This window comes from Quatrionicoccus australiensis (assembly GCF_020510525.1).
Lineage (GTDB): Bacteria > Pseudomonadota > Gammaproteobacteria > Burkholderiales > Rhodocyclaceae > Azonexus > Azonexus australiensis_B.
The window spans coordinates 3,193,362-3,215,937 of record NZ_CP075188.1 but is presented as its reverse complement, the minus strand read 5'-3'; the positions used below and the strand labels follow the sequence as shown (position 1 = coordinate 3,215,937).

Genomic DNA, 22,576 nt, shown 5'->3' with positions numbered 1-22,576 from the left:
CTAGTCATTAAGCATTCAGGAAGAGGTAAGCACCATGTCCGGTAATTCGTCCTCATGTCACAACAGTGTCGATATCAGCAGCCTGAGTCCCCTCGAGTCGGTCGGCAAGGCGGTCAGCAACGCTTTCGATCCCTATGGCGTCACGACTTCCCTGCTCAACGCCCAGATGGCCTGGATGATGCATCCGCAGGAGCTGACGCGGGCGGTCAACGCCTTGTCCGGCGATCTTTTCGCGTTGCAGGCGCACGTTACGCGGCGCGCCATGGGCCAGTCTTCGACCGACGTGGTTACGCCGCACGGCGATGATGCCCGTTTTGCCAATCCGTTGTGGACCGAGTCGGCCTCCTGGGACATTATCAAGGAGTGGTACCTGGCGTTCACCCACCGGTTGCAGGACATGTATTTCGAGACGCCGGGCATGTCCGACAAGGAGCGGCGCCGTGCTGCGTTCTGGTTGCGCGAATGGCTGAACATGGTGGCGCCGACCAATTTCTTCTGGCTGAATCCGGTGGCGATGCAGCGTTGCGTCGAAACCAATGGCGAAAGCCTGAAGCTGGGCTGGGAGAATTTCCAGCGCGATGCCAAGGCCAAGAACATCCAGATGGTCGAGCCCGATGCCTTCACGGTCGGCAAGGATCTGGCGACGACGCCGGGCAAGGTGGTTTTCCGCAACCGCCTGGTCGAACTGATCCACTACGCGCCGACCACCGACAAGGTGCGGGCGATGCCCATCGTCATCACGACGCCGTGGATCAACAAGTTCTACATCCTCGACCTGAACCCCAAGAAGAGTCTGGTCAAATATCTGACCGATCAGGGCTTCTCGGTGTTCATCACGAGCTGGAAGAATCCCGGCCCCGAACTGGCCGATGTCCGTCTCGATGATTACCTGCTCGAAGGCGTCAATGAAGCGGTGCGCGTTGCCTGCGAATTCTGCAAGGTGCCGCAGGTGCATCTGGTCGGTTACTGCATCGGCGGTACGCTGGTGTCGACCTACATGGCCTGGGCCAACAAGCGTTTTGGTGCCGACAAGGTGCCGGTTGCGCACTGGACGCTGTTTACGACGCTGACCGATTTCTCGCATCCGGGTGACATCGATGTCTTCATCGATGAGGCCTGCATCGGGGCACTCGAAGAGTCGATGGCGAAAAAGGGTTATCTCGACGGTAACGAGATGGCGACCTCCTTCCGCCTGCTGCGTTCGAACAGCCTGATCTGGTCCTACTGGGTGAACAGCTACCTGCTTGGCGAGAAGCTGCCGCCGTTCGACGTATTGTTCTGGAACGTCGATTCGACGCGCATGCCGCAGGCCATGCATTCCTATTACCTGCACGAGATGTATCTCGAAAACAACCTTATCAAGCGCGACAAGTTGACCATCGCCGGTGAAAGCATCGATCTCGACCGCATCGTCCAGCCGCTCTACGCGGTGACCGCGGAGGACGACCACATCGCACCGTGGAAGCAGTGCTACCGCATTCGCAAGTACGTCAACGTCAAGGCGCCGGTGCGCTTTGTGTTGTCGACTTCCGGCCACATTCTCGGCATCGTCAATCCGCCGGCCAATCCGCCGAAGCGCGCCTACTGGATCGCCGAGCCGGAACGCAACGAGCACTGGGAACACTGGCAGGAACGTGCCGAGAAGCGGCCAGGCACCTGGTGGGAAGACTGGACGCAGTGGCTGGGCGAGCGTACCGGCAATCTGGTCGACGCCTATCCGGTCGTCAACCGCAAGTTCCCGGCGCTGGCCGACGCACCCGGTACCTACGTGCTGGAGAAATAGCACCATCCCCCTGCAGCAGTGTGGGCTATCCACCAGCGGCCTGAATTGATACAGTAGCCGCTGGCTGGAAACCCCCATGGTGCCTGCAATGACGAATTTTCCGACGACAATCGAGCAAGGGCCGCAGGCGGGTGACGACCTGTTGCGCATCGTCCGCATCAATGAAGAGATCAAGCGGGTCGTCGGGGTTTCCTTCAAGATCAACATCATGGCGCTCAACGCCATTTTCCTTGCCAAGCGGGCGGGGACTTCAGCGCGCGGTTTTGGCGTGCTTTCCAATGAGTTCCGGGTTTTCTCGCAGGATCTGCGAACCTGCATGGATACGCTGACCAAACTGGTCTACGCCTGCGTCAACGAGGTGTCGGTGATGCTGCAGGATATGCGCTTCACACGCCTGTTGATTGATGCCGGCAAATTGGCGCCACAGGATGCGTTGACCGCCATCCTGGCCCGCCGGCAAGGCAAGAGCGAGAAGCACGAGGCGCAACTGGCCAGTCTGCGCCGGCAGCTCAAGCTGGCCATGGAAGATGCTTTCCGCATGGTCGAGCTGGGCGGTGTACTCGCCAAATCGGCCAAAATCGAAGCCGCCTACGGGCAGGGGTTTGCCGTGCCCCTGGCACAGGTGTCGGGCGAGTTCGACAACATCGTCGAGGAAATCCATCTCTCGCTCGAAGCTCTGCGCCGCTCGGCGTTTTTTACCGGCAACTGAAGCGGGAGGGGGAGAAAACAATGAAAACGACAAAAACCATTTTTCAGGACGGCAATCACAAGTGGGTGGCGATCGTGCGCGATCCGGCCAAGCCGGACTACATCGTCGATACCAACGAATATCTGGTGACCAACGGCGGGCGCGGCCTGCTGGTTGATCCGGGCGGGGCCGAGATTTTCCCGGCGGTCTTTTCGGCGCTTTCCGCCGAGTTCGATCCGACGGCGCTGGCCGGCATCTTCGCTTCGCACCAGGATCCGGATATCTGCTCGTCGCTGGCGCTCTGGCTGGAATTCAATCCGGGCATGCGCTGCCATATCAGCTGGCTGTGGAGCAGTTTCATCCCGCACTTCGGCGGTACTGCCGACACGTTTGTCTCGATTCCCGACCAGGGTTCCGAAATCTCGCTCGAAGGCCTGATCCTGCAGGCGGTGCCGGCGCATTACCTGCATTCCTCCGGCAACTTCAATCTCTACGACAAGATCGCCAAGGTGATGTTTTCCGGCGATGTCGGCGCGGCGCTGCTGCCGGCGGGCGAGACTGGTCTGTTCGTCGAGGATTTCGACCGTCACATCCGGCATGCCGAAGGTTTTCACCGGCGCTGGATGGGCTCGAACGAAGCCAAGCGGCGCTGGTGCGAACGGGTGTCGCAGATGGACATCGACATGCTCTGTCCGCAGCACGGCGCGATCTATCAGGGGGCGGATGTCGCGCGCTTCATCAACTGGTTTGACGAGTTGCAGGTCGGTATCGTCAGCGCCTGATTTTCGCGGATTTGATCGCAGTCAAAGATCTGCGGGAAGCCAGTTCGGACAATGGGCTTCCCCAACGCAGCGAGCCCGCCATGACCACTATCCGCAGCCTGATGACCGACGATCACCGCCATTGCGACGATCTTTTCGCCGTTGCCGAAGAGGCGATGGCCGATCACAAGACGAGCACGGCCGCCGCGGCCTTTGCCTGCTTCCGGCAGGCGATGCTGGCGCATTTCGATGCCGAGGAAAAGACGCTGTTCCCGACTTTCGAGGCGAAGACCGGCATGAGCATGGGGCCGACCCAGGTCATGCGCCTCGAGCACGCCCAGATGCGTACCCTGCTTGACGAGGCGAGCGCAGCCCTGGCGGCCGGCAATGCCGACGACTATCTCGGCGTGGCCGAAACCCTGGTCATCATGATGCAGCAGCACAACATGAAGGAAGAGAACATCCTCTACCCGATGTGCGACCAGCATTTGCCGGGCGAGCTGCCGGCCGTGCTCGAACGCCTGAACAGCGACCTTGCCCTGGCATGAGTGAGGCCCCGCTGCACGCCAAAACGCCACATGTCGTCGACGCCCGCTTCATGGAGCCGCCGGAGCCATTCGTGCACACCATGGAAATGCTCGATACCTTGCAGCCGGGCGAAAAGATGCTGCTCCTGCTCTACCGCGAGCCGCATCCGCTCTACCAGGTCCTGACCCGGAACGGGCATGCCTACCGCACCGAACTGTTGCCCGACGGTACTTTCGAAATCCTGATTTCACGCTGAACGGCCGAAACGAGCGGCTTTTTTCCATGCAGGCATTGCTCTCCTTCGAAAACGCGCCGCCCTTTGCCGCGCCGCTGCGCTTCTTCATCACCGCACCGCTGTTCGCCCTGCTTGCCGGCTTGCTGCTGCTGATCGACGGGGCCGACCTGTTTGCCTCGCGCTGGTTGCCGGCGACACTGGCGGCGACGCACCTGATCACCATCGGCTTCATGCTGCAGGTGATGTTGGGCGCGCTGATCCAGATCCTGCCGGTGGTTGCCGGCGCCAACCTGGCGCAGCCGCTGCACGTGGCTGCCATCGTTCATCCCGGTCTGAGCGGCGGCACCCTGTTGCTGGCGGCCGGGTTTTATTTCGGACAACCGCTGCTGCTCGAAATCGGCGCCGGGCTGCTCGGCATCAGCGTACTCGTCTTCCTGCTTGCCGCCGGGCGCGCCCTGTTCGGCGTGCCGTCGACCAGCCCGACCATACGCGGTCTGAAATTGGCACTTTTTGGCCTGTTGACCGTAGTCGCCCTCGGTATCGTGCTGGCGCTGGCCATGGCGCGCGGCTGGGCCTTGCCCCTGCCGGAACTGACCGATCTGCATGCCGGCTGGGGCCTGGCCGGCTGGGCCGGTGTCTTGCTGGCCGCCGTGGCCTATGTCGTGGTGCCGATGTTCCAGCTGACGCCGGGTTATCCGGCGCGGCCGGGCTGGTTGTTCCCGTTGCTGATCATTGTCCTGCTGCTGTTATGGAGTCTGGCCGTGGGGCTCGCGCTGCCCTGGCTGGTCCGCCTGGCGCAGGTCGCGCTGGCGCTGGCCGGGCTGGCCTTTGCCGGCCTGACCCTGCGTTTGCAAGGACAGCGGCGGCGGGCGCGCGCCGATGCAACGTATCGTTACTGGCAACTCGGTCTGGTCGCGAGCATTTTTGCCCTTTGCATGCTGTTGACCGCTGCGCTCGCGCCCAAACTTGCCGAGTTGCCCGGCTGGACCCTGTTTTTCGGGATTCTGCTGCTCGCCGGCGGCTTTCTGCCTTTCATCATCGGCATGCTCTACAAGATCGTGCCTTTTCTCGCCTGGTTGCATTTGCAGAACCAGGGGCAGGGCAAGCTGCCGGCGCCCAACATGAACCGCATCCTGCCCGACCTCGCCATGCAGCGCCAAATGCAGGCCTGGTTGCTGGCTGTCGTATTGTTGCTCGCTGCGGTCGTCCTTCCCGAGTGGCTGGCCCGGCCAGCCGGGCTGGCGCTGATGCTGGCCAGCGGCGGGCTGGCTTTCAATCTGCTGGCGGCGCTGCAGCGTTACCGGCAGCATGGCGCCGTGATCCGCGAGAAACTGGCGGCATGAGTTATCTCGCGGTCAAATACCTGCATGTCGGCTGTGTCGTGCTGAGCGGCCTCGGCTTTGCCTTGCGCGGCTTCTGGATGCTGCGTTCCTCGCCGCTGTTGCAGGCGCGTCTGACCCGGCGCCTGCCGCATCTGCTCGACAGTCTCTTGCTTGGCAGCGCCCTCTGGCTGGCCTGGACTAGCGGCCAGTATCCGCTGGCGCAGGACTGGCTGAGCGCCAAACTGGGCGGCCTGCTCGTCTATATCGTCTGCGGCGCGCTGGCGCTCAAGCGCTGCAGGCACAGAAACGGGCGCATCCTGTTCCTTTTCCTGGCGGTACTCGCCTATGCCTACATTGTCAGCGTCGCCCTGACCCGGCAAGTCCTGCCCTGGCTGTAGCCGGGGGCGTTCCGGACAATTATTTCGGCGCTTGCCTGGCTGGCGCGCGCAATGACTCGTTTTTCTTCTGAACCCAGTTTAGTATGCGCAAAGTAATATGTTGCGTTAATTGGGGGAGAGAGAAAAAATGACTATTGCCAAACGCCTGGCCATATTGATTCTGGTGGCTGTTGCCGGGCTGATCGTGGTTGGTTTGTTCGGTCTGCGCCAGATGGGCTCGATCAATGACAATCTGGCTTATGCCCATGAGAATTCGATTCCGAGCATACGCAAGGTGGCCAGCATGGACAGCAGCTTCCTGCGCTTGCGGGTTGCCGTGCTCGGCTTTCTGGTCAGCAGTGAAGAACAGCGCCCGACCTACGAAAAGCGGATTGAAGCCGCCAAGCAGGAGATTGATCAGCATATTCGCGACTATGAAAAGCTGCTCAGCGACGACAAGGACAAGCAGTACCTCGACACGACCCGTGCTTTGGTAAAGGATTACATTCCGCTGCTTGACGTCGCTCTGGCGGCGACCAAGGCTGGCCAGCCCGACAAGGCCAAGGCCGGCATGGGGCCGGCCGGTGAAATCTCGAAGAAGATCAGCGAGAACATCGAGGCGCATGCCAAGTACAACGAAGATCTGGCCGAAATTGAAGTGCAGAAGGCGACCGATGCCTATTCGAGCGGCAAGATCGTTTCAACGCTGGTCATCCTGCTTGCCATGGCGCTGACCGGGACGATGGGCTTCCTGCTCTACAGCCATGTCACCTCGTCGTTGGGCGGCATGGCCGACATCTTTACGCGTATCGAAAGCTCGCTCGACTTTACCGGCCGTCTGCCGGTCAAGGGTGAAGACGAAGTGGCCAAGGCGGCCGGCGCCTTCAACCGCCTGCTCGATCGCCTGCAGGGCAGCCTGAAGGAAATCTCCCGGCATACGACAGCAGTGAATTCGGCGGCCAACCGGGTGGCAACCTCTTCGACCCAGATGTCGATTGCCTCGTCGCAGCAGAGCGAAGCGGCTTCCAGCATGGCGGCAACGGTCGAGGAAATGACGGTCAGCATCAACCACGTTGCCGACCGCGCCCGTGAAGCCAATGAATTGTCGCTGTCGTCCGGCGAGCAGGCGCAACGCGGTGAGGCGATCATCGGTCAGACCGTCAGCGGCATCAACGGCATTGCCGAAACCGTGCGCAGCGCCGCCGATCAGATTGCCTGCCTCGAACAGCAGAGCGAGCGCATCAGCCATGTTGTGGCGGTGATCAAGGAAGTGGCCGACCAGACCAACCTGCTGGCGCTCAATGCCGCGATTGAAGCGGCGCGGGCCGGCGAGCAGGGGCGCGGTTTTGCGGTGGTTGCCGACGAAGTGCGCAAGCTGGCCGAGCGGACGACGCAATCGACCCAGGAAATCGGCAAGACCATTGCCGAAATGCAGACCAGTGCCCAGTCTGCCGTGCAGGGTATCCGCCAGGTGGTGGACAAGGTCGAAGCCGGCGTCAGCAGTGCCGAGCAGGCCAATGTGGCGATCCAGGCAATCGGCAGCAGTTCGCGCCAGGCGGTCGACATGGTCGGCGACATCAGCGATGCGATCCGCGAGCAGAGCATGGCGAGCACCAGCATCGCGCAGCAGGTCGAACATATTGCCCAGATGTCGGAAGAAAACAGCTCGGCATCGAGTGCGACCTCCGACACCGCCGGCGAACTCGCTGGTCTGGCCGAGGAAATGCATCGGGTCGTGGCCCAGTATCGGGTCTGAGCGCGTGCCGAACACCCGGTCGGGGGGCCGGATGTTCCCTGATAGCGCCCGCTTCTGATGGAGCGGGCGTTTTTTTGCCCGAATTACTCGCTGTAGAAGCCGACGCCGATCAGGCTGCCGTTTTCGCGGCGGATGAAAGTGCGCTTTTTCTCGACCGCATTGGTCACCGGGTTGCGCCAGACGTAATCGACCGTGCCTTCGCCCTTGCTCCGGGCCAGGTCGATCATTTCGCGGATCAGCGGATGTCCTTCGACATCGTGCAGGTCGCTGGCATCGGTGCCGACCCATTTCGGGTTCATGCCGTGCGCCTCGAACTTGCCGCTCTCCAGATTGACGGCGAAGACATAGAGATCGTCGCGTACGAAGCTGCCGCGTGTGTCGTTGAACTTGCCGGCAGCGCTGCGGATGCCTGACTTGCGCACCTCGGCGCTGGCCGCGTCGAGCAGTTTGCGGGCATCGTCGGCGGTCGACCGCGGCGCGTAGTAGCCGACGCCGAGGATGTAGTCGCCCTCGCGATGCAGCCAGGCGACCTTGGGTTCGACATGGTTGCTCTTGCGGTTGAGCCAGACGTAGCGGATGCGCGCTTCCGGCTGCTTGTCGGTGACCGCGATCATCTGGCGGAAAATCGGGCTGCCGGCGGCGTCGACCGTATCGAGCACCTTGAGGCCGATCAGGCTGTCCGGGGCGGCGCCGTTGGCAACGTAGGTGCCCTGGCGGTCGATCACATAGACATAGAGGTCCTTGCGCACGAACGGCCCCTTGCGTTCGTTGAAGGCCGGCCAGGCCTTGTCCGGGCCGTTCGCCTGCAGGTGTTTGACCGCCTGGTCGAAGAGGGCGCGGGCCTCGCGCGGCGTCGCGTGTTCGCCGGCCGTGGCCAGGGTGCTGGCAGCGAGCAGGACGATGCCGGCCAGGCCGAGGGTGGGTTTCTTGTGCATTGCTAGGTCTCCGTAACGTTGGTTTGGGTATTTCAGGCGCCGATGCCCTGGCGAATATCGACCAGGCCGTGCCGGGCGGCCAGGTGAAGCAGCTTGAAGTCGCTGTCGGTATCGAGCTTCTGCCGGATCAGCGAAAGATAGTTGAGCACCGTCTTCGGGCTCAAATGCATCGAACTGGCGATCACGCTGGCCGGCTCGCCGTGCGCGAGCAGGCGCAGGACCTCGAATTCGCGCGGCGTCAGCTGCTTGAGCGGGGCGTCGCCGTCGATCGCCTCGCGCGCCAGGATCTCGGCAATTTCGGGCGAAAAGACGCGTTTACCGGTGGCGACGCGGCGGATGCCGGCGATCACGTCCTCCGGTTCGCAATATTTGGTCAGATAGCCGTGCGCGCCGCTTTTCAGCGCCTGCGTGACGTGCCCGGCGCTGTCGTGCATCGACAGCACGAGTATGCGCAGGGCCGGCAGGCGGGCCAGCATGCCGCGGATCGCCTCGATGCCGCTGCTGCCTTTCAGGCTCAGGTCGACCAGCGCGACATCGGGCCGGCAGCGCAGCGCCAGCGCGTTCGCCTCGTCGGCGCTGGCGGCCTCGCCGACCACCTGCAGGCCGGGTTCGGCGTCGAGCAGCCGGCGATAGCCGGTGCGGACCACGGCGTGGTCGTCGATCAGGGCGATGCGTATCATGTTTGTCTCCTTGTTGTTCTACGGTGTCCTACCCCGGTACTGCCAGCGGCAGGACTGCGCAGAGGCGCAATCCGCCAGTTTTCTCATTGCTCGCCAGCCAGCGTCCGCCCACCATCTCGAGCCGTTCGGCCATGCCGAGCAGGCCGCCGCGACCGGGACGGACGCTGTCCGGCAGGCCGCAACCGTCATCGACGATTTCGGCCCGGATTTCGCCGTCGACCGCCACCAGTCCGACCGCACAGAAGCGCGCGCCGCTGTGCCGGACGACGTTGGTCAACGCCTCCTGCACCACCCGGTAGAGCGCCAGCGCCGCCTCGTCGGAGAGCGCCGGCAGCTCGCCCGGCAGGTGCAGGTGAAAATGGATGCCGGTGCTGCGCGCCTGCCAGGCGTCCACCAGTTCACGCAAGGCACCGCCCAGACCGCCGGCATCCAGCCCGTGCGGGCGCAGCGACTTGAGCATCTGGCGCAACTGGCTGCCACCCTGACGCAGGTCGCGGCGCAACTCGCCGGCACAGGCGGCAACCTTGAGCGGTGAGAGTTGCCCTGCATGGCGTTCAAGATGCGCCGCTGTCACGTTCAAGGCGGTCAGCGTCTGCCCCATCTCGTCATGCAAATCCCTTGCCAAAGTCCGGCGCTCCTCTTCCTGGACGCGAATCAACTGGTGCGCCAGGTCGCGCCGGGCAGCGCGCGATGCCTTGAGCGCGGCAGCCAGCGCCTCGATGGCACCGGCGACGCGGCGGAATTCGTGGAGCCGGAAGGCGGGCAGGGCGGGATCGGCATCGCCGTCGGCCAGCCGTTTCAGTCCGGCCTCCAGTTCGCGTACCGGACTCAGCGCCCGGTGTGCCGACCACCAGGCCAGCAGCAGGGTTGCTCCAGAAAAGAGCAGCAGGGTGATCAATAGTCGAACACTGTCACCCAGGCGCTCGTCGATTTCCGAGGCCGGGTTGGGCGCGATATGCAGCGTGCGCGTGCCGAGCACGACGTGCTCGACTGCGGCCGATGCCGTCGGCGCAAGTAGCCCGGCCAGGCCACCGTGCTCGGGGGCGGGCAGGGCGGCCGCGTCGAAGGCGATATTGAGGTGGCGCAAGGCGGCGTCGGCGGCAAGCGCACGTAGCTGCGCTTCGGCCGCGGCGGCGGGCAGGGCCGGGTCGAGCGCGGCGACGGCGCCGAGCAGATGGGCGAGGCGGGCCGAGGCCGCGGTTTCGGTGGAGATGTCGCTGCGCAGGGAATACAGGTTGATCGCCAGGGCAACCACCAGCAGGCCGCCGAGCAGGGCACCGAGTGTTTGCAGCAGGCGTTTGCGCAGATCCATTGCCAGACTCCGGAATGAGGTTGCCTGTCCTACAGCAGGTTTCATACCGGCGGCCCGGATGACCGGGAAGATTTCCCGGTTTGCCGGTGAGCTTCTCCCGAGACGGGCGGCCCGCGCCGGATGAATACTCGGCTCGCCTGCTGCCCAAGCCAGGCCGGCCCGACCGACGGGGACGCAAGAAAATCATCCAGGAGACAAAGGAAAACATGAAACCGAACCGCTTCAACCCCCGCCCGACCCTGCTCGCCGCACTGCTCGCCGCCTGCTTCTGCGCTCCGGCCCAGGCCGGCAAGACGGTGAGCTGGGAAGACATCCTCAATGACGACAAGACGACCGGCGACGTGCTGTCCTACGGTCTCGGCCTCAAGGCGCAGCGCTTCAGCCCGCTGAGCAAGGTCAATACCAAAAACGTCGAGCATCTGGTGCCGGCCTGGAGTTTCTCCTTCGGCGGCGAAAAACAGCGTGGCCAGGAAGCGCAGGCCTTGGTGCACGACGGCGTGATCTACGTCACCGCGTCGTATTCGCGCATTTTCGCGATCGACGCCCGTACCGGCAAACGCCTCTGGGAATATGAAGCCCGCCTGCCCGACGACATCCGTCCGTGCTGCGACGTGGTCAATCGCGGCGCCGCCATCTACGGCAACAAGATCTACTTCGGCACGCTCGATGCGAGCATCGTCGCGCTCGACAAGGACACCGGCAAGGTCGCCTGGCGCAAGAAATTCGGCGATCACAAGGTCGGTTACACGATGACCGGCGCGCCCTTCGTGGTCAAGGACGAGAAGAGCGGCAAGGTGCTGCTGGTGCATGGTTCGTCGGGTGACGAATTCGGCGTCGTCGGCTGGTTGTTCGCGCGCGATCCGGATACCGGCGAGGAAGTCTGGGCACGGCCGATGGTCGAAGGCCACATGGGCCGCCTGAACGGCAAGGAATCGACCCCGACCGGCGACAAGGAAGCGCCGTCCTGGCCGCGCGACAAGGAGGGCAAGCTCGTCGACGCCTGGAACCACGGCGGCGGCGCGCCCTGGCAGACGGCCAGCTACGACGTCGAAAAGAACATGGTGGTGATCGGCGCCGGCAACCCGGCCCCGTGGAACACCTGGCACCGCACCAAGGAAGGCGACGATCCGCGCAACTGGGACAGCCTGTTCACCTCCGGCCAGGCCTATGTCGATGCCAGCACCGGCGAGTTGAAGGGCTTCTTCCAGCACACCCCGAACGATGCCTGGGACTTCTCCGGCAACAACTCGGTCGTCCTCTTTGAATACAAGGATCCGAAGACCGGCAAGCCGGTCAAGGCTTCGGCGCACGCCGACCGCAACGGGTTCTTCTTCGTCACCGACCGCGAGAAGCTGACCAGCGGTGCCGGCTACCCGAACAAGCCGACGGCGCTGATCGGTGCCTGGCCCTTCGTCGAAGGCATTACCTGGGCTTCCGGTTTCGATCTCAAGACCGGCCGGCCGATCGAGAAGGGCAACCGGCCGCCGCTGCCCAAGGAAGGCGCCGAGAAGGGCGATTCGGTGTTCGTCTCGCCGCCATTCCTGGGCGGCACCAACTGGATGCCGATGAGCTACAGCCCGCAGACCGAGCTGTTCTACATTCCCGCCAACCACTGGGCGATGGACTACTGGACGGAAAAGCTGACCTACAAGGCCGGTTCGGCCTACCTCGGCCAGGGTTTCCGCATCAAGAAGCTGTTCGACGACCACGTCGGCACGCTGCGCGCGCTGGATCCGAAAACCGGCAAGATCGCCTGGGAGCACAAGGAGAAATTCCCGCTCTGGGCCGGCACCATGACCACCGCCGGCGGTCTCGTGTTCACCGGTACTTCGGACGGCTACGTCAAGGCCTTCGATGCCAAGAACGGCAAGGAGCTGTGGAAGTTCCAGACCGGCTCCGGCGTGGTCTCGGTGCCGATCACCTGGGAAATGGACGGCGAGCAGTTCGTCGGCATCCAGTCCGGCTACGGCGGCGCCGTGCCGCTCTGGGGCGGCGACCTCGCCGACCTGACCAAGCAGGTGACGCAGGGCGGCTCGATGTGGGTCTTCAAGCTGCCTAAATCGCTCAAGCGCTAGCACGGCGCAGTCTTCCGGCCCAAGCAGCTGCCGTCTCCCTGCGGCAGTTGGCGATGGCCGCCGGCACCGGCATGGGGTGTCGGCGGTCGGGTCGGGGGCCTGGCCGGCAATGGATGATTCTGCAATGACACTGCGTTCCCTGATTTTTGCCCTTTTTTTCGTGTCGACCGCTAGCCAGGCTGCCGAGCCTTTCGCGCCGACGGTGATCAACGGTTGCGGCATCTGGCCGCACGCCCGCTGCGCCGGTGCCGACCTGCGCCACGCCAACCTGGCCGGCAAGAACCTGGCCGGGGCCGACCTGCGCGGAGCCCAGCTGGCGCGTGCCGATCTGCGCGGCGCCAACCTGGCTGGCGCCAATCTCGACGGCGCCGACCTGACGGCGGCCCGTCTCAACAAGGTCAGCGCGCCGACCGCAACTTTTCGCGGCGCCCGCCTGGTCGGTGCCGATCTCGAATTCGCCCGCCTCTTCCGGACCGATTTCTCCAATGCCGACCTGAGCGGCGCCAACCTCGAGGCGGCCAAGGCCAATTTCGCCTGGTTCATCGGCGCCCGCCTGGTCGACACCAACCTGCAGGAAAGCAAGTTCTTCACGGTCAACTTCCAGGGTGCCGATCTTTCCGGCAGCTACCGCCGCTACACGGTATTCCAGGATGCCGATTTCACAGGCTGCCGCGCCTGTCCGACCGACTGGTGAGACCCATGCGCAAACTTTTTCCCCTGTTTTGTGCGGTGCTGTTCAGTGCCGCCATCCATGCCAACGAAGTCGCCGTCGCTCCCGACGTTGCGCCGGATGGTCTGGCGCCGCTCGGCGAAACCTGGCTCGAAGCCAATCCCTACCGCGGCCAGCCGGCCGCCGTCAGCGTCGGGCGGGCCGCCTACAACCAGGCCTGCGCCCGCTGTCACGGCGCCGATGCGGCGACCAATGCGGCACCGGCCCCCGACCTGCGCCAGATCAACCGCTACTGTCGGCGGATCGACGACGCCGAACTGAACGCCGCCTGCATGCGCGACAACGACGCCTGGTTCGCCAAGTCGGTGCGCTACGGCAAGGTCATCGTCGGCGTCACCCACATGCCACCCTGGCAGGGCGTGCTCAAACAGGAACTGGCCTGGGCCATCCAGACCTTCATCGAGGCGCAGGCGAGCCGAGGGCGCGAATGATGTCCTGCGGTCGACAAGAAAAAACAGGCAAAAATCAGGTAAATCCGCCTTCTTGCTGCTTGCTGTCCGATCCCTTCAGTAAGCGAACTTGCCGGCCCCGATGATTTCCTTTTGCCGCTCAAAACAGCTTTGCAGGCGCTTGCGCAACGCATCCGGCACCTCGTTCAGCTTGGCATGCAGCCACCACTGGCCGTAAACGATGCCGGCCATTTCCCTGATCAGCGCGCTGGCCTGATCGGCCGAAAGATCGAAATGCGCCGCCGACTGGACCGCCAGCGCCAGACTCGATTCCTGCGTTGTGCCATCGATCGACAGCATCTGGTAGCCGAGATTGGTCAGTTGCGGGACGACGTCGAAGGCCGGCGACAAAACGTAACGGTCTTGTCCGGCCCAAAGCATGCCGTGGTTTTTCAGATGGTCGTCGGTGTTGTCGATCAGCAGGTTGAAGAGCATGCGGCGAAACAGTTCCTTCAAGTCGGCGCCCGGCCGCAAGCTGAGGCGACGGATGACGCGGGCGAACTCGACGTAGCTGCCGGCGCTCGATTCATAGGGAATATCGAGCAGGGCGCTGGCCGACAGGTAATGCAGGCGCTGCTGCGCATCCTGGCCAAAGCGGTCGAAACGCCGCGAAAGAAAGGCCGTTTCGCCGCGCCCGACCGGCAGGGTCATGAACTGCGGTACCTGGATGCCACAGCGCATGGCGAGGCCGAGGGCGGTGGCTTCGAGCGTCTGAATGTCGAGTGGATCGCCGGCAGCCGGAAACTTGGCCAGCCACAAGGCATGCTCGTGTGTAAACGACGCCTTGGGGCGGGCGCCGCCCAGGCTGCCGCCGCGCAGCAGCAGGCGCTTGAGCGGGGGCGGGATTTCCATGTCGTATTGCAGGCGGCGGACGGCATCGGCCAGTTGCGCCAGTTCGTGGTGCGGCAGTTCGGCCGGCGGCGGCATCTCCCGGCTTGCGGAAAAAACCATGGCGCCAATGCGATCCTCGTTGGTCAGCAACAGCTGTTCGCGCTCGCTCGGCAGGCGGCCACCGAGTTCATTGGCGAGTACGCGCAGTCCCCAGGCGTCGGGTAAGGCATCCTTGATGCTCAGCGGCAAGGCGCCGCCGTCGCGCAGCAGACGTGCCGGCAGACGGAAAGTGTCGCGTTGCAAAGGCAGGTGCAGCGGATTCAGGGCCAGCGCAGCAGGGCGTTCGAGATAGCCCAGGCCGTAAGCCAGATGGCCGCTTTCCTGCAGGTTGTTGCGTTCGAGCTTGAGCAGGGCCGCCGTCGTCGGTGACTCTTCCCCCGGCAGGTAAAGACCGACGTACAGCGTGCTTTCAGAAATCCCGTTCGTCATTGCCGATTCCTTTGCTGCTCGGGCGTGCCCGCTGGCTACGCTTGTTGCCGAGCATGCCGATGTCGAGCGGGCTGAGTTGCTCGATGTCTTCATGGCGCCCGAACAGCCACAGGGCATGCGCCAGCAAACCCAGGCTGACCGTCGGCTTGCCGCTTTCCAGCGCGCGATAGGTGGTCGGCGAGCAGAGCAAGCGCTCGGCCGCCTGTTCCAGCGTCATGTTCCCGGCAAGACGCCTGGCGCGCAGGCGCAGGCCGAGGTCTTTCAACATCGCAAGCGCTTCGGGCGGCAGGGCATTGATACTGTTGGTCGAGCGTGGCATGGTTAATAAACTGGCGATTAAGTTATTTAGTGGTCAGTCTATCAGCTATGTTGGGTTTGTGTACCCGCTTTCCACCATCCCATCTCCGGTCAGCCGGGTTTGCTGCGCGTAGCGAAAACAGCGGTTCCATGCGTGCGAGTGAGCGCCAGCGGTCGACGCCCCGCCAGCACGCAAAAACGGCGTACCCGCTTGCGCCGGTACGCCGTTGTCGGCAGGGGCATCTGCCCCCGCGTCAGGTGGCAAAACTCAGTTCTTGTGCAGCTTGAACACCCAGACCGAACCGCCTTGTTCCAGGAAGTTCACGCGCTTGGCGACGTCGCCGCCCCAGAGCGGCACGGCGCCGCCCCAGCCGGTGGTGACGGCGATCATCTGCACGCCGTCCTGTTCCCAGCTGATCGGCGGGGCAACGATGCCGGTGCCGGTCTGGAAGGACCACAGTTCCTGGCCGGTCTTGGCGTCGAGTGCCTTCAGGAAGCCTTCCGGCGTCCCGTAGAAGACCAGGCCGCCGGCCGTGGTCAGCACACCGCCCCAGAGCGGCGCGTAGTTCTTGTTTTCCCAGACGATCTTGCCGGTCGCCGGGTCCATGGCGCGCAGCACGCCGATGTAGTCGTCGTGGATGGCCTTGATCGTGAAGCCGGCGCCGAGGTAGGCGGCGCCCTTTTTATAGGCGACCGGTTCGTTCCAGATGTCCATCGACCACTCGTTGGCCGGCACGTAGAAGAGGCCGGTCTGCGGGCTGTAGGCCATCTGCTGCTGGTTCTTGCCGCCGAGGAAGGACGGGGCCGAGAAGACGACCTTGCCCTTCTTGCCATCGGCTTCGTCCGCCGGGTTGCCCGGGCGGCCTTCCTCGATGTAGTTCGGACGGCCGGTTTCCAGGTTGAAGCCGGTGGCCCAGGTGATCTTCCTGACGAAGGGATGGGCGCCGAGCAGCTTGCCGTTGGTCCGGTCGTTGACGAAGAAGAAGCCGTTGCGGTCGGCCTTGGCGCCGGCCTTGACGATCTTGCCGGTCTTCGGGTCCTTGAAGTCGAAGGAGATGAACTCGTTCACGCCATCGAAGTCCCAGCCGTCGTGCGGCGTGCTCTGGAAGTGCCAGACGATCTTGCCGGTGTCGGCGTCGATCGCCACGGTCGAGGACGAGAACAGGTTGTCGCCGGGGCGCAGGTGGCTGTTCCACGGGGCCGGGTTGCCGGTGCCGGCGAAGATCAGGTTGGTTTCCGGATCGTAGGTGGCGCCGTTCCAGGTGGCAGCGCCGCCGGTCTTCCACAGGTCGCCTTCCCAGGTCGCGTTGGTGGTGCCGGAAATGCCGTTCTCGAGCTTGTTGCCGTCCTTGTCCCAGGCATAGCCCATGTGACCTTCGACGGTCGGGCGCGTCCACAGCAGCTTGCCGGTCAGCGGGTCGCGTGCGTCGATGCGGCCGACAACGCCGAACTCGCCACCGGAAACGCCGGTGATCAGCTTGCCCTTGGCGACGATGGGCGCGGCGGTGGCGGAGTAGCCGGCGGCGTAATCGCCGAGCTTTTCCTTCCAGACGACCTTGCCGGTGTTCTGGTTGAGGGCGACCAGTTGCGCGTCGAGCGTCGCGAAATAGACGAGGTCGCCGTACAGCGCGGCGCCGCGGTTGATCACGTCGCAGCAGGGCATGATGCCGTCGGGCAGGCGATGCTCGTATTTCCACAATTTCTTGCCGGTCTTGACGTCGACCGCAAACAGGCGGCTGTACGACGCGGTGACGAACATCTTGCCGTTATGGACGACCGGCTGCGACTCCTGGCCGCGCTGTTTCTCGCCGCCGAAGGACATCGACCAGGCCGGAACCAGGTTCTTGACCGTCTTGGTATTGATCTGCGTGGATGGGCTGAAGCGCTGGCCCTGGGTGCCGAGGCCGAAGCTGACGACGTCGCCGGTGGTCTTCGCGTCGTTCACGATGTCGGCATCGGTCACCGTGGCCAGGGCCGGGCTGCCGGCGATCGCCAGCGAGGCGGCCAGGGCCAGGGCAAGGCTGCGCTGCCGTGGGGATTTACAAATGTGCATGGATTGTCTCCTTGATTATTCATAGGCGCCGAACGACCGCCCTGCGGCCGCGTTCGGCATGACCTGCCGGCGAATGCCTTCCCTTTCCCTGGAACGATTCGCTGACTGCTGGCCCGGATTGCAAGGCGCGTGCCATTGCCCGGCGTGCGCCTTGCCAGGCCGCGGTGGCGGGCGTTTTTGCCGATTTTTGGCGGTCGACCGCTGGCCGCCCGGCGGAGCAGGGCGATTGCTGCAAATGAGGGCAACTGTTCCAAACTTGCGCAATCAGCCGCGCAGCGGTCGACCGCCGGAAAAGGCGATAAATCGTTTTTGCCCCGGCTGGCGGCCCGTCGCGCCTTCTCCTTGCTGATTGGCACGCCGCTTGCAGACATTCCCGCCATAGAGACCCGCAAGGGCAAGAGGAGCGAGACAGGCATGGCACAGATCAACTACCCCCTGAGTGTGGCGGCACTGGCGCTGGCGGCGCTGATGTCGCCGGCCGACGCGGCGGCCTTGCGCGAGCAGGGCGACCCGCTCGCCTCGGCACGCTGGGAAGACATGCGGCGCAGCTTCCTGGCCGACGCGCCGGTGCTGTTCGATCCGCGCATCAAGGTGATCGCCCCGTCCACCGCCGAAAACCCCATGCAGGTGCCGGTCACCGTCGATGCGAGCGGTCTGCCCGGCGTTGTCGAGGTGGTCGTCTTCGCCGATTTCAATCCCATTGTCGAAGTGCTGCGCTTCTACCCGGAAAGCGCCGCCGCGCTGCTCGGCTTTCGCGTCAAGCTGCAGCAATCGACGCCGGTGCGCGCCGCGGCACGCACCGCTGATGGCGTCTGGCATGTCGGCGGCACCTGGGTGAATACCGTCGGCGGCGGCTGCACCGCGCCGGCCGCCGGCAAGGCGACGCCTGACTGGCAGGCCAGCCTCAACCAGGTGAGCGGCCGGCAATGGTCGGAAGGCCCCAACGCCAGCCGTCTGCGCCTGCGCATCGTGCATCCGATGGACACCGGTCTGGTCGCCGGCACGCCGGCCTTTCATCTGGAAGAAATCGAGTTTCGCGACGAAGCCGGTCATCGCCTGATGCGCCTGCGCACCTTCGAGCCGGTCGCCGAAAACCCGGTATTCACGTTGCAACCGGGCGTCGCCGGGCAGACCGTGATCAGCGCCGGGCGCGACAACAACGGCAATCGCTTCGAAGCGCGCATCGCCCCATGAAACGCCTGCTCGCCGCTCTCCTGATTCTTGCCGTGGCGCCCGCCGGCGCCGCCGGCTACGACTACGCGCTCAAGGCGCAGGCCGTGGCGTCCGACGTGTACGCCTTCATCGGCCGGACCGAGGATTTCGATACGGTCAACGGCGGCAATATCGTCAATACCGCTTTCATCGTCGGGCCGGCCGGCGTCATCGTCATCGATACCGGGCCCTCGCTGCGCTACGGCCGCCAGATGCGCCAGGCGATTGCCGCCGTCACGCCGCTGCCGCCCGTCTTCGCCATCAACACCCACCATCACCCCGATCATTTCCTCGGCAACCAGGCCTTTGCCGACCTGCCGCTCGCCGCCTTGCCGGCCACCGCGCAGGGCATCGCCGCCGACGGCAACGCCTTTGCCGAGAACCTGTTCCGGATGAGCGGCGACTGGATGCGCGGCACCGAGGTCGTCGTGCCGACGCGCAGTCTGGGCGCCGGCCCGCTCGAGGTCGCCGGGCGCCGCCTGCGCCTGATCGCGCTGAACGGCCACACCGGCGCCGATCTGGCGGTCTACGACGAAAAAAGCGGCGTTTTGTTCGCCGGCGACCTGGTCTTCAATGGCCGCGCCCCGACCACGCCGCACGCCGACGTCGCGCACTGGCTGCAGGCGCTCGACCAACTCGAAGCACTCACGCGCGAACCCGGCTTCGTCGCGCTGGTCCCCGGCCATGGCGCCGTGGCGCGCGATGCGGCGCCGATCCGCCAGACGCGCGCCTGGCTGACCTGGCTGCAGAGCGCCATGCGCGAGGCCGCCGCTGCCGGTCTCGACATGAACGAAGTGCTGGCCCGACCGCTGCCCGCCGAATTTGCCGGCATGGCGCAGGGCGCCAGCGAATACCGGCGCTCGGTCGGGCATCTCTTCCCGGCCGCCGAAATCGAGGCCCTGCCGCATGCGCACTGAAAAGCTGCCGCCTATCCTTGTATGCCCATCGGTTTGGGCTCCCTCCCCTGAAAAGGGGAGGGCTGGGGAGGGGTTTGCATGAGCAGCAATAAATCGCGAACCGTTTCCCCGGTGCTTGGCTTTCCGTCAGGTTTTGAGCATTTCCCGGCGGTCGACCGTAAATTGCTGGCCATTTTGCTCGCCTCGCTTGCCCTGCATGCCGGCCTGCTCGCCTGGACGCAGGCGCCGCGCCGGCCGCTGGCATTCGAGTTGCCTCCCATCGTCGCCAGCTTGCGGCCCATGGCCGCCACCCCATCCGGAGCCGCGCCCGGCGCGCTCCCCCAAGAGGTCCGGCAGCCTGCGCCGCGCCCGCAGCCGAAGGCGGCTGCGCGCGTCCTGGTGGCTGCCGGGCCGGCCGATCCGGTGCGTGTGCCTGCACCGCCTGTCGCGCCGGCCGCTGTTCCCGTCGCAGCCGCTCCTGTCGTGCCCGCTGCCGCCAGCGCCCGGCCCGCTGCGGAAAATGCCGTTTTGCCGGCGTCGACCGCTGCGGCTGCACCGGCGCAGGCCGATCTGCTCGCCGCCTACCGTCGCCAGCTCGCCGAACTGTTCGCGCGCCACCAGGAATATCCGCGCGTCGCCGCCCTGCGCGGCTGGGAGGGCGAGGTCCGTCTGCGCCTGACCGTGGCGCGCAAGGGCAACCTGCTGCATATCGAAGTCGAGCGTTCGAGCGGCTACGGCATTCTCGATCAGCACGCGCTGGCCATGGTCGGAGAGCTGTCCGGCCTGCCGGCGCTGCCGGCGGCGCTGGAAGGCAACGAGATTCAGGTGCTGGTCCCGGTCAATTACAAACTCAAAAAAACAACATGAGACAAATCCCCAAATCCGCCCTCGGCCTCGCGCTGGCCGCTGCTTTCGGCCCGGCCCTGGCCGCCGAAAACCTGATCGAAACCGCCACCGTCGAGGTGATCGGCAACTCGCCGCTGGCCGGCCTCGGCATTCCGCGCTGGCAGGTGCCGGCCAATGTGCAGTCGGTCGGCAGCCGCCAGCTCGAAGAACAGGAAAGCCTCAACCTGCCAGAGTTCATGGCGCGCCAGTTGCCCAGCGTCAACGTGAACGAGATCCAGGGCAATCCCTTCCAGGTCGATCTCAATTACCGCGGCTTCACCGCCTCGCCGCTGCTCGGCACGGCGCAGGGCCTGTCGGTCTATGTCGACGGCGTGCGCGTCAACGAGCCCTTCGGCGACACGGTGAACTGGGAATTGCTGCCACATTCGGCGATTGCCGGCATGGAACTGATGCCCGGCTCGAACCCGCTGTTCGGCCTGAACACGCTGGGCGGCGCGCTCTCCATCCGGACCAAGAGCGGTTTCAGCCAGCCGGGCAGCAAGATGGAACTGTCCGGCGGCAGCTTCGGGCGCAGCAATCTCGAGCTTGAGCACGGCGGCAACGACGGCACGCTGGGCTGGTATGTCGGCGGCGACTGGTTCCGCGAGGACGGCTGGCGCGATCACTCGAAGTCGGATGCGAAAAACCTGTTCGCCAAGCTCTCCGTGCGCGGCGCCGCCGGCGAGGCCGACCTCAGCCTGAGCCGCGCCCTGACCCGAATGACCGGCAACGGCCTGTTGCCCGAATCGATGTGGGCCGAGCGCCGCGCTCAGGTGTTCACGCACCCGGATCGCACGCGCAACGACCTGACCCAGCTCGCGCTCACCGGCCGCCTGTGGTTGAGCGATACGCAGAGCCTGTCGGGCAATGTCTATGTCCGCCACAACCAGACGCGCACCTTGAACGGCGACGTCAACGACGAATTCGAGGACGGCGTTTTCGACGGCGTCTCCAACCAGGAATCCGGCGCCTACAACCGCACCCGTACCCGCCAGTTCGGCAGCGGCGGTGCCGTGCAGTGGAACCTGAGCAGCGAGCGGCAGCAACTGACCCTCGGCGTCTCCTACGACCATGCCCGCATGCGTTTCCAGCAGACGCAGGAACTCGGCGTCATCGATGCGACGCGCGATGTGTCGAACCTGGCGCCGGCCGAAGAGGAGAACCGTCTGCGCGGCATGACGCGCACGGCCAGCCTGTTCGCCACCGACACCATCCGCCTGCAGCCCGATCTGCATCTGACCGCGTCGCTGCGCTACAACCAGAGCCGGGTCACGACGCAGGACGAACTCAACCCGGTGGCGCCCAATCTCGACGGCAACCATTCCTACCGCAGCCTCAACCCGGCGCTCGGCATCAGCTGGCAGGCGGCGACGGCGCTCAATGCCTACGCCGGCTTCAGCCAGGGCAACCGCATCCCGACGCCGATCGAACTGGGCTGCGCCGATCCGGCCAATCCATGCACCCTGCCCAACTCGATGGCGGCCGATCCCTATCTCAAGCAGGTCATTGCGCGCACCGTCGAAGCCGGGCTGCGCGGCCGGCTGGCCGGCAATATCGAGTGGAATGCCGGCGTCTACCGTACTGTTTCGTCCAACGACATCCTCTTCGTCGGCACCTCGACCAGCGCCGGCTATTTCACCAACTTCGGCAAGACGCAGCGCCAGGGGCTGGAACTCGGCATCAACGGCCGCCGGCGCAGCGTCCACTGGTTTGCCAATTACAGCTGGCTGCACGCCACCTTCCAGTCCGCCGCCTGTATCCTGGCCGAGAACAACAGCACGCGTGGCACGGCGCCGGAATGCACGGGCGGCGGCCAGGACGACGAAATCTACGTGAAGAAGGGCGACCGCCTGCCCGGTTTGCCGGCGCACAGCCTGAAAATCGGCCTTTCCTGGCAGTCGACCGACTGGCTGCGCGTCGGCGGCGATATCCAGGCCTTTTCCAGCCAGTACGCGCGCGGCAACGAAAACAACCAGCACCAGGCCGGCACGTACACCGACAGTCTCGGCACGACGCGCACCTACGACGGCGCCGGCAAGATTCCCGGCTACGCCATCCTCAACCTGAATGCCGAAGTGCGCCTGGGCGGCGGCTGGCAGCTGTTCGCCAAGCTCAACAACGTTTTCGACAAGCGCTATGCGACGGCAGGGGCGCTCGCCGAGAACCCGTTTGCCGGCGGTGCCTTCCAGATCGATTCGGCCAACTGGCGGCGTGAAACCTTCGTCGCGCCGGGCGCGCCGCGCGCCGCCTGGCTCGGCCTGCGCGTCGCCTTCGGGAGCTGA

The 22,576-nt window shown here is 64.8% G+C and carries 21 protein-coding genes; 15 read left to right on the top strand and 6 right to left on the bottom strand.

From position 1 onward, the window contains the following. Window positions 1-34 precede the first annotated feature (34 nt). The 8 genes from KI612_RS15355 to KI612_RS15320 all read left to right on the top strand — a co-directional run bounded on the left by KI612_RS15355 (window position 35) and on the right by KI612_RS15320 (window position 7,450). On the top strand, window positions 35-1,783 hold the full coding sequence (locus KI612_RS15355; protein WP_226440939.1) for a PHA/PHB synthase family protein: 1,749 nt from the start codon (window positions 35-37) through the stop codon (window positions 1,781-1,783). An 88-nt stretch (window positions 1,784-1,871) separates the two neighbouring features. Then, window positions 1,872-2,492, top strand: a complete 621-nt coding sequence (locus KI612_RS15350) for a chemotaxis protein (RefSeq protein WP_226440938.1) — start codon at window positions 1,872-1,874, stop codon at window positions 2,490-2,492. A 20-nt stretch (window positions 2,493-2,512) separates the two neighbouring features. Continuing rightward, window positions 2,513-3,253 (top strand): oxygen-binding di-iron domain-containing protein, encoded by a 741-nt coding sequence (locus KI612_RS15345; RefSeq protein WP_226440937.1) that lies wholly within the window; start codon window positions 2,513-2,515, stop codon window positions 3,251-3,253. An 80-nt stretch (window positions 3,254-3,333) separates the two neighbouring features. After that, window positions 3,334-3,780 carry a hemerythrin domain-containing protein gene (locus KI612_RS15340; protein WP_226440936.1) on the top strand — a complete coding sequence of 149 codons (447 nt, stop codon included), beginning with the start codon at window positions 3,334-3,336 and terminating at the stop codon, window positions 3,778-3,780. After that, window positions 3,777-4,016: a DUF2249 domain-containing protein gene (locus KI612_RS15335; RefSeq protein WP_226440935.1), complete on the top strand. Its 240-nt coding sequence runs from the start codon at window positions 3,777-3,779 to the stop codon at window positions 4,014-4,016. Before KI612_RS15340 ends, KI612_RS15335 begins: the two co-directional genes overlap by 4 nt. Window positions 4,017-4,042: 26 nt before the next feature. After that, window positions 4,043-5,338, top strand: a complete 1,296-nt coding sequence (locus KI612_RS15330) for a hypothetical protein (protein WP_226440934.1) — start codon at window positions 4,043-4,045, stop codon at window positions 5,336-5,338. Then, window positions 5,335-5,715 carry a SirB2 family protein gene (locus KI612_RS15325; protein WP_226440933.1) on the top strand — a complete coding sequence of 127 codons (381 nt, stop codon included), beginning with the start codon at window positions 5,335-5,337 and terminating at the stop codon, window positions 5,713-5,715. The genes KI612_RS15330 and KI612_RS15325 overlap by 4 nt, the downstream gene beginning before the upstream one ends. Window positions 5,716-5,842: 127 nt before the next feature. Further along, the gene (locus KI612_RS15320; RefSeq protein WP_226440932.1) at window positions 5,843-7,450 is read left to right on the top strand and encodes a methyl-accepting chemotaxis protein; all 1,608 of its coding nucleotides are present in this window, start codon (window positions 5,843-5,845) and stop codon (window positions 7,448-7,450) included. An 83-nt stretch (window positions 7,451-7,533) separates the two neighbouring features. Here KI612_RS15320 and KI612_RS15315 read toward each other — a convergent pair whose 3' ends face one another. Genes KI612_RS15315 through KI612_RS15305 form a run of 3 tightly spaced genes read right to left on the bottom strand, consistent with a single transcriptional unit; the run spans window position 7,534 to window position 10,377 of the window. Next, a complete protein-coding gene (locus tag KI612_RS15315) occupies window positions 7,534-8,385 on the bottom strand; it encodes a cache domain-containing protein (RefSeq protein ID WP_226440931.1) in 852 nt (283 codons plus the stop codon). Window positions 8,386-8,417: 32 nt separating this feature from the next. Next, the gene (locus KI612_RS15310; RefSeq protein ID WP_226440930.1) at window positions 8,418-9,065 is read right to left on the bottom strand and encodes a response regulator; all 648 of its coding nucleotides are present in this window, start codon (window positions 9,063-9,065) and stop codon (window positions 8,418-8,420) included. 28 nt (window positions 9,066-9,093) lie between these two features. Further along, window positions 9,094-10,377, bottom strand: coding sequence for a sensor histidine kinase (locus KI612_RS15305; protein ID WP_226440929.1), 1,284 nt, complete (start codon window positions 10,375-10,377; stop codon window positions 9,094-9,096). 206 nt (window positions 10,378-10,583) lie between these two features. On the opposite strand from KI612_RS15305, the gene KI612_RS15300 reads away from it, so the two are divergent. The 3 genes from KI612_RS15300 (at window position 10,584) to KI612_RS15290 (ending at window position 13,613) form a co-directional block, all read left to right on the top strand. Then, a complete protein-coding gene (locus tag KI612_RS15300) occupies window positions 10,584-12,452 on the top strand; it encodes a methanol/ethanol family PQQ-dependent dehydrogenase (RefSeq protein WP_226440928.1) in 1,869 nt (622 codons plus the stop codon). A gap of 124 nt (window positions 12,453-12,576) precedes the next feature. Beyond that, complete coding sequence (locus KI612_RS15295; RefSeq protein ID WP_226440927.1) at window positions 12,577-13,146, top strand: pentapeptide repeat-containing protein; 570 nt, start codon at window positions 12,577-12,579, stop codon at window positions 13,144-13,146. Between the two features lie 5 nt (window positions 13,147-13,151). Further along, window positions 13,152-13,613 carry a c-type cytochrome gene (locus tag KI612_RS15290; RefSeq protein ID WP_226440926.1) on the top strand — a complete coding sequence of 154 codons (462 nt, stop codon included), beginning with the start codon at window positions 13,152-13,154 and terminating at the stop codon, window positions 13,611-13,613. A gap of 75 nt (window positions 13,614-13,688) precedes the next feature. Here the strand turns inward: KI612_RS15290 and KI612_RS15285 are convergent, their stop codons facing one another. The 3 genes from KI612_RS15285 to KI612_RS15275 form a co-directional block, all read right to left on the bottom strand. Beyond that, on the bottom strand, window positions 13,689-14,951 hold the full coding sequence (locus tag KI612_RS15285) for a type II toxin-antitoxin system HipA family toxin (protein WP_226440925.1): 1,263 nt from the start codon (window positions 14,949-14,951) through the stop codon (window positions 13,689-13,691). Continuing rightward, complete coding sequence (locus KI612_RS15280) at window positions 14,932-15,270, bottom strand: helix-turn-helix domain-containing protein (RefSeq protein WP_226440924.1); 339 nt, start codon at window positions 15,268-15,270, stop codon at window positions 14,932-14,934. Before KI612_RS15280 ends, KI612_RS15285 begins: the two co-directional genes overlap by 20 nt. Before the next feature lie 246 nt (window positions 15,271-15,516). Beyond that, window positions 15,517-17,301, bottom strand: a complete 1,785-nt coding sequence (locus KI612_RS15275) for a PQQ-dependent methanol/ethanol family dehydrogenase (protein ID WP_319002956.1) — start codon at window positions 17,299-17,301, stop codon at window positions 15,517-15,519. 414 nt (window positions 17,302-17,715) lie between these two features. Here KI612_RS15275 and KI612_RS15270 point away from each other — a divergent pair, with 414 nt between their 5' ends. The 4 genes from KI612_RS15270 (at window position 17,716) to KI612_RS15255 (ending at window position 22,576) form a co-directional block, all read left to right on the top strand. Beyond that, window positions 17,716-18,495: a quinoprotein dehydrogenase-associated SoxYZ-like carrier gene (locus tag KI612_RS15270; RefSeq protein ID WP_226440923.1), complete on the top strand. Its 780-nt coding sequence runs from the start codon at window positions 17,716-17,718 to the stop codon at window positions 18,493-18,495. Next, window positions 18,492-19,430 (top strand): quinoprotein relay system zinc metallohydrolase 1, encoded by a 939-nt coding sequence (locus KI612_RS15265; protein WP_226440922.1) that lies wholly within the window; start codon window positions 18,492-18,494, stop codon window positions 19,428-19,430. Before KI612_RS15270 ends, KI612_RS15265 begins: the two co-directional genes overlap by 4 nt. A 78-nt stretch (window positions 19,431-19,508) precedes the next feature. Then, entirely contained in the window at window positions 19,509-20,276 is a 768-nt protein-coding gene (locus KI612_RS15260) for an energy transducer TonB (RefSeq protein WP_226440921.1), read from the top strand. After that, a complete protein-coding gene (locus tag KI612_RS15255) occupies window positions 20,273-22,576 on the top strand; it encodes a TonB-dependent receptor (protein ID WP_226440920.1) in 2,304 nt (767 codons plus the stop codon). Before KI612_RS15260 ends, KI612_RS15255 begins: the two co-directional genes overlap by 4 nt.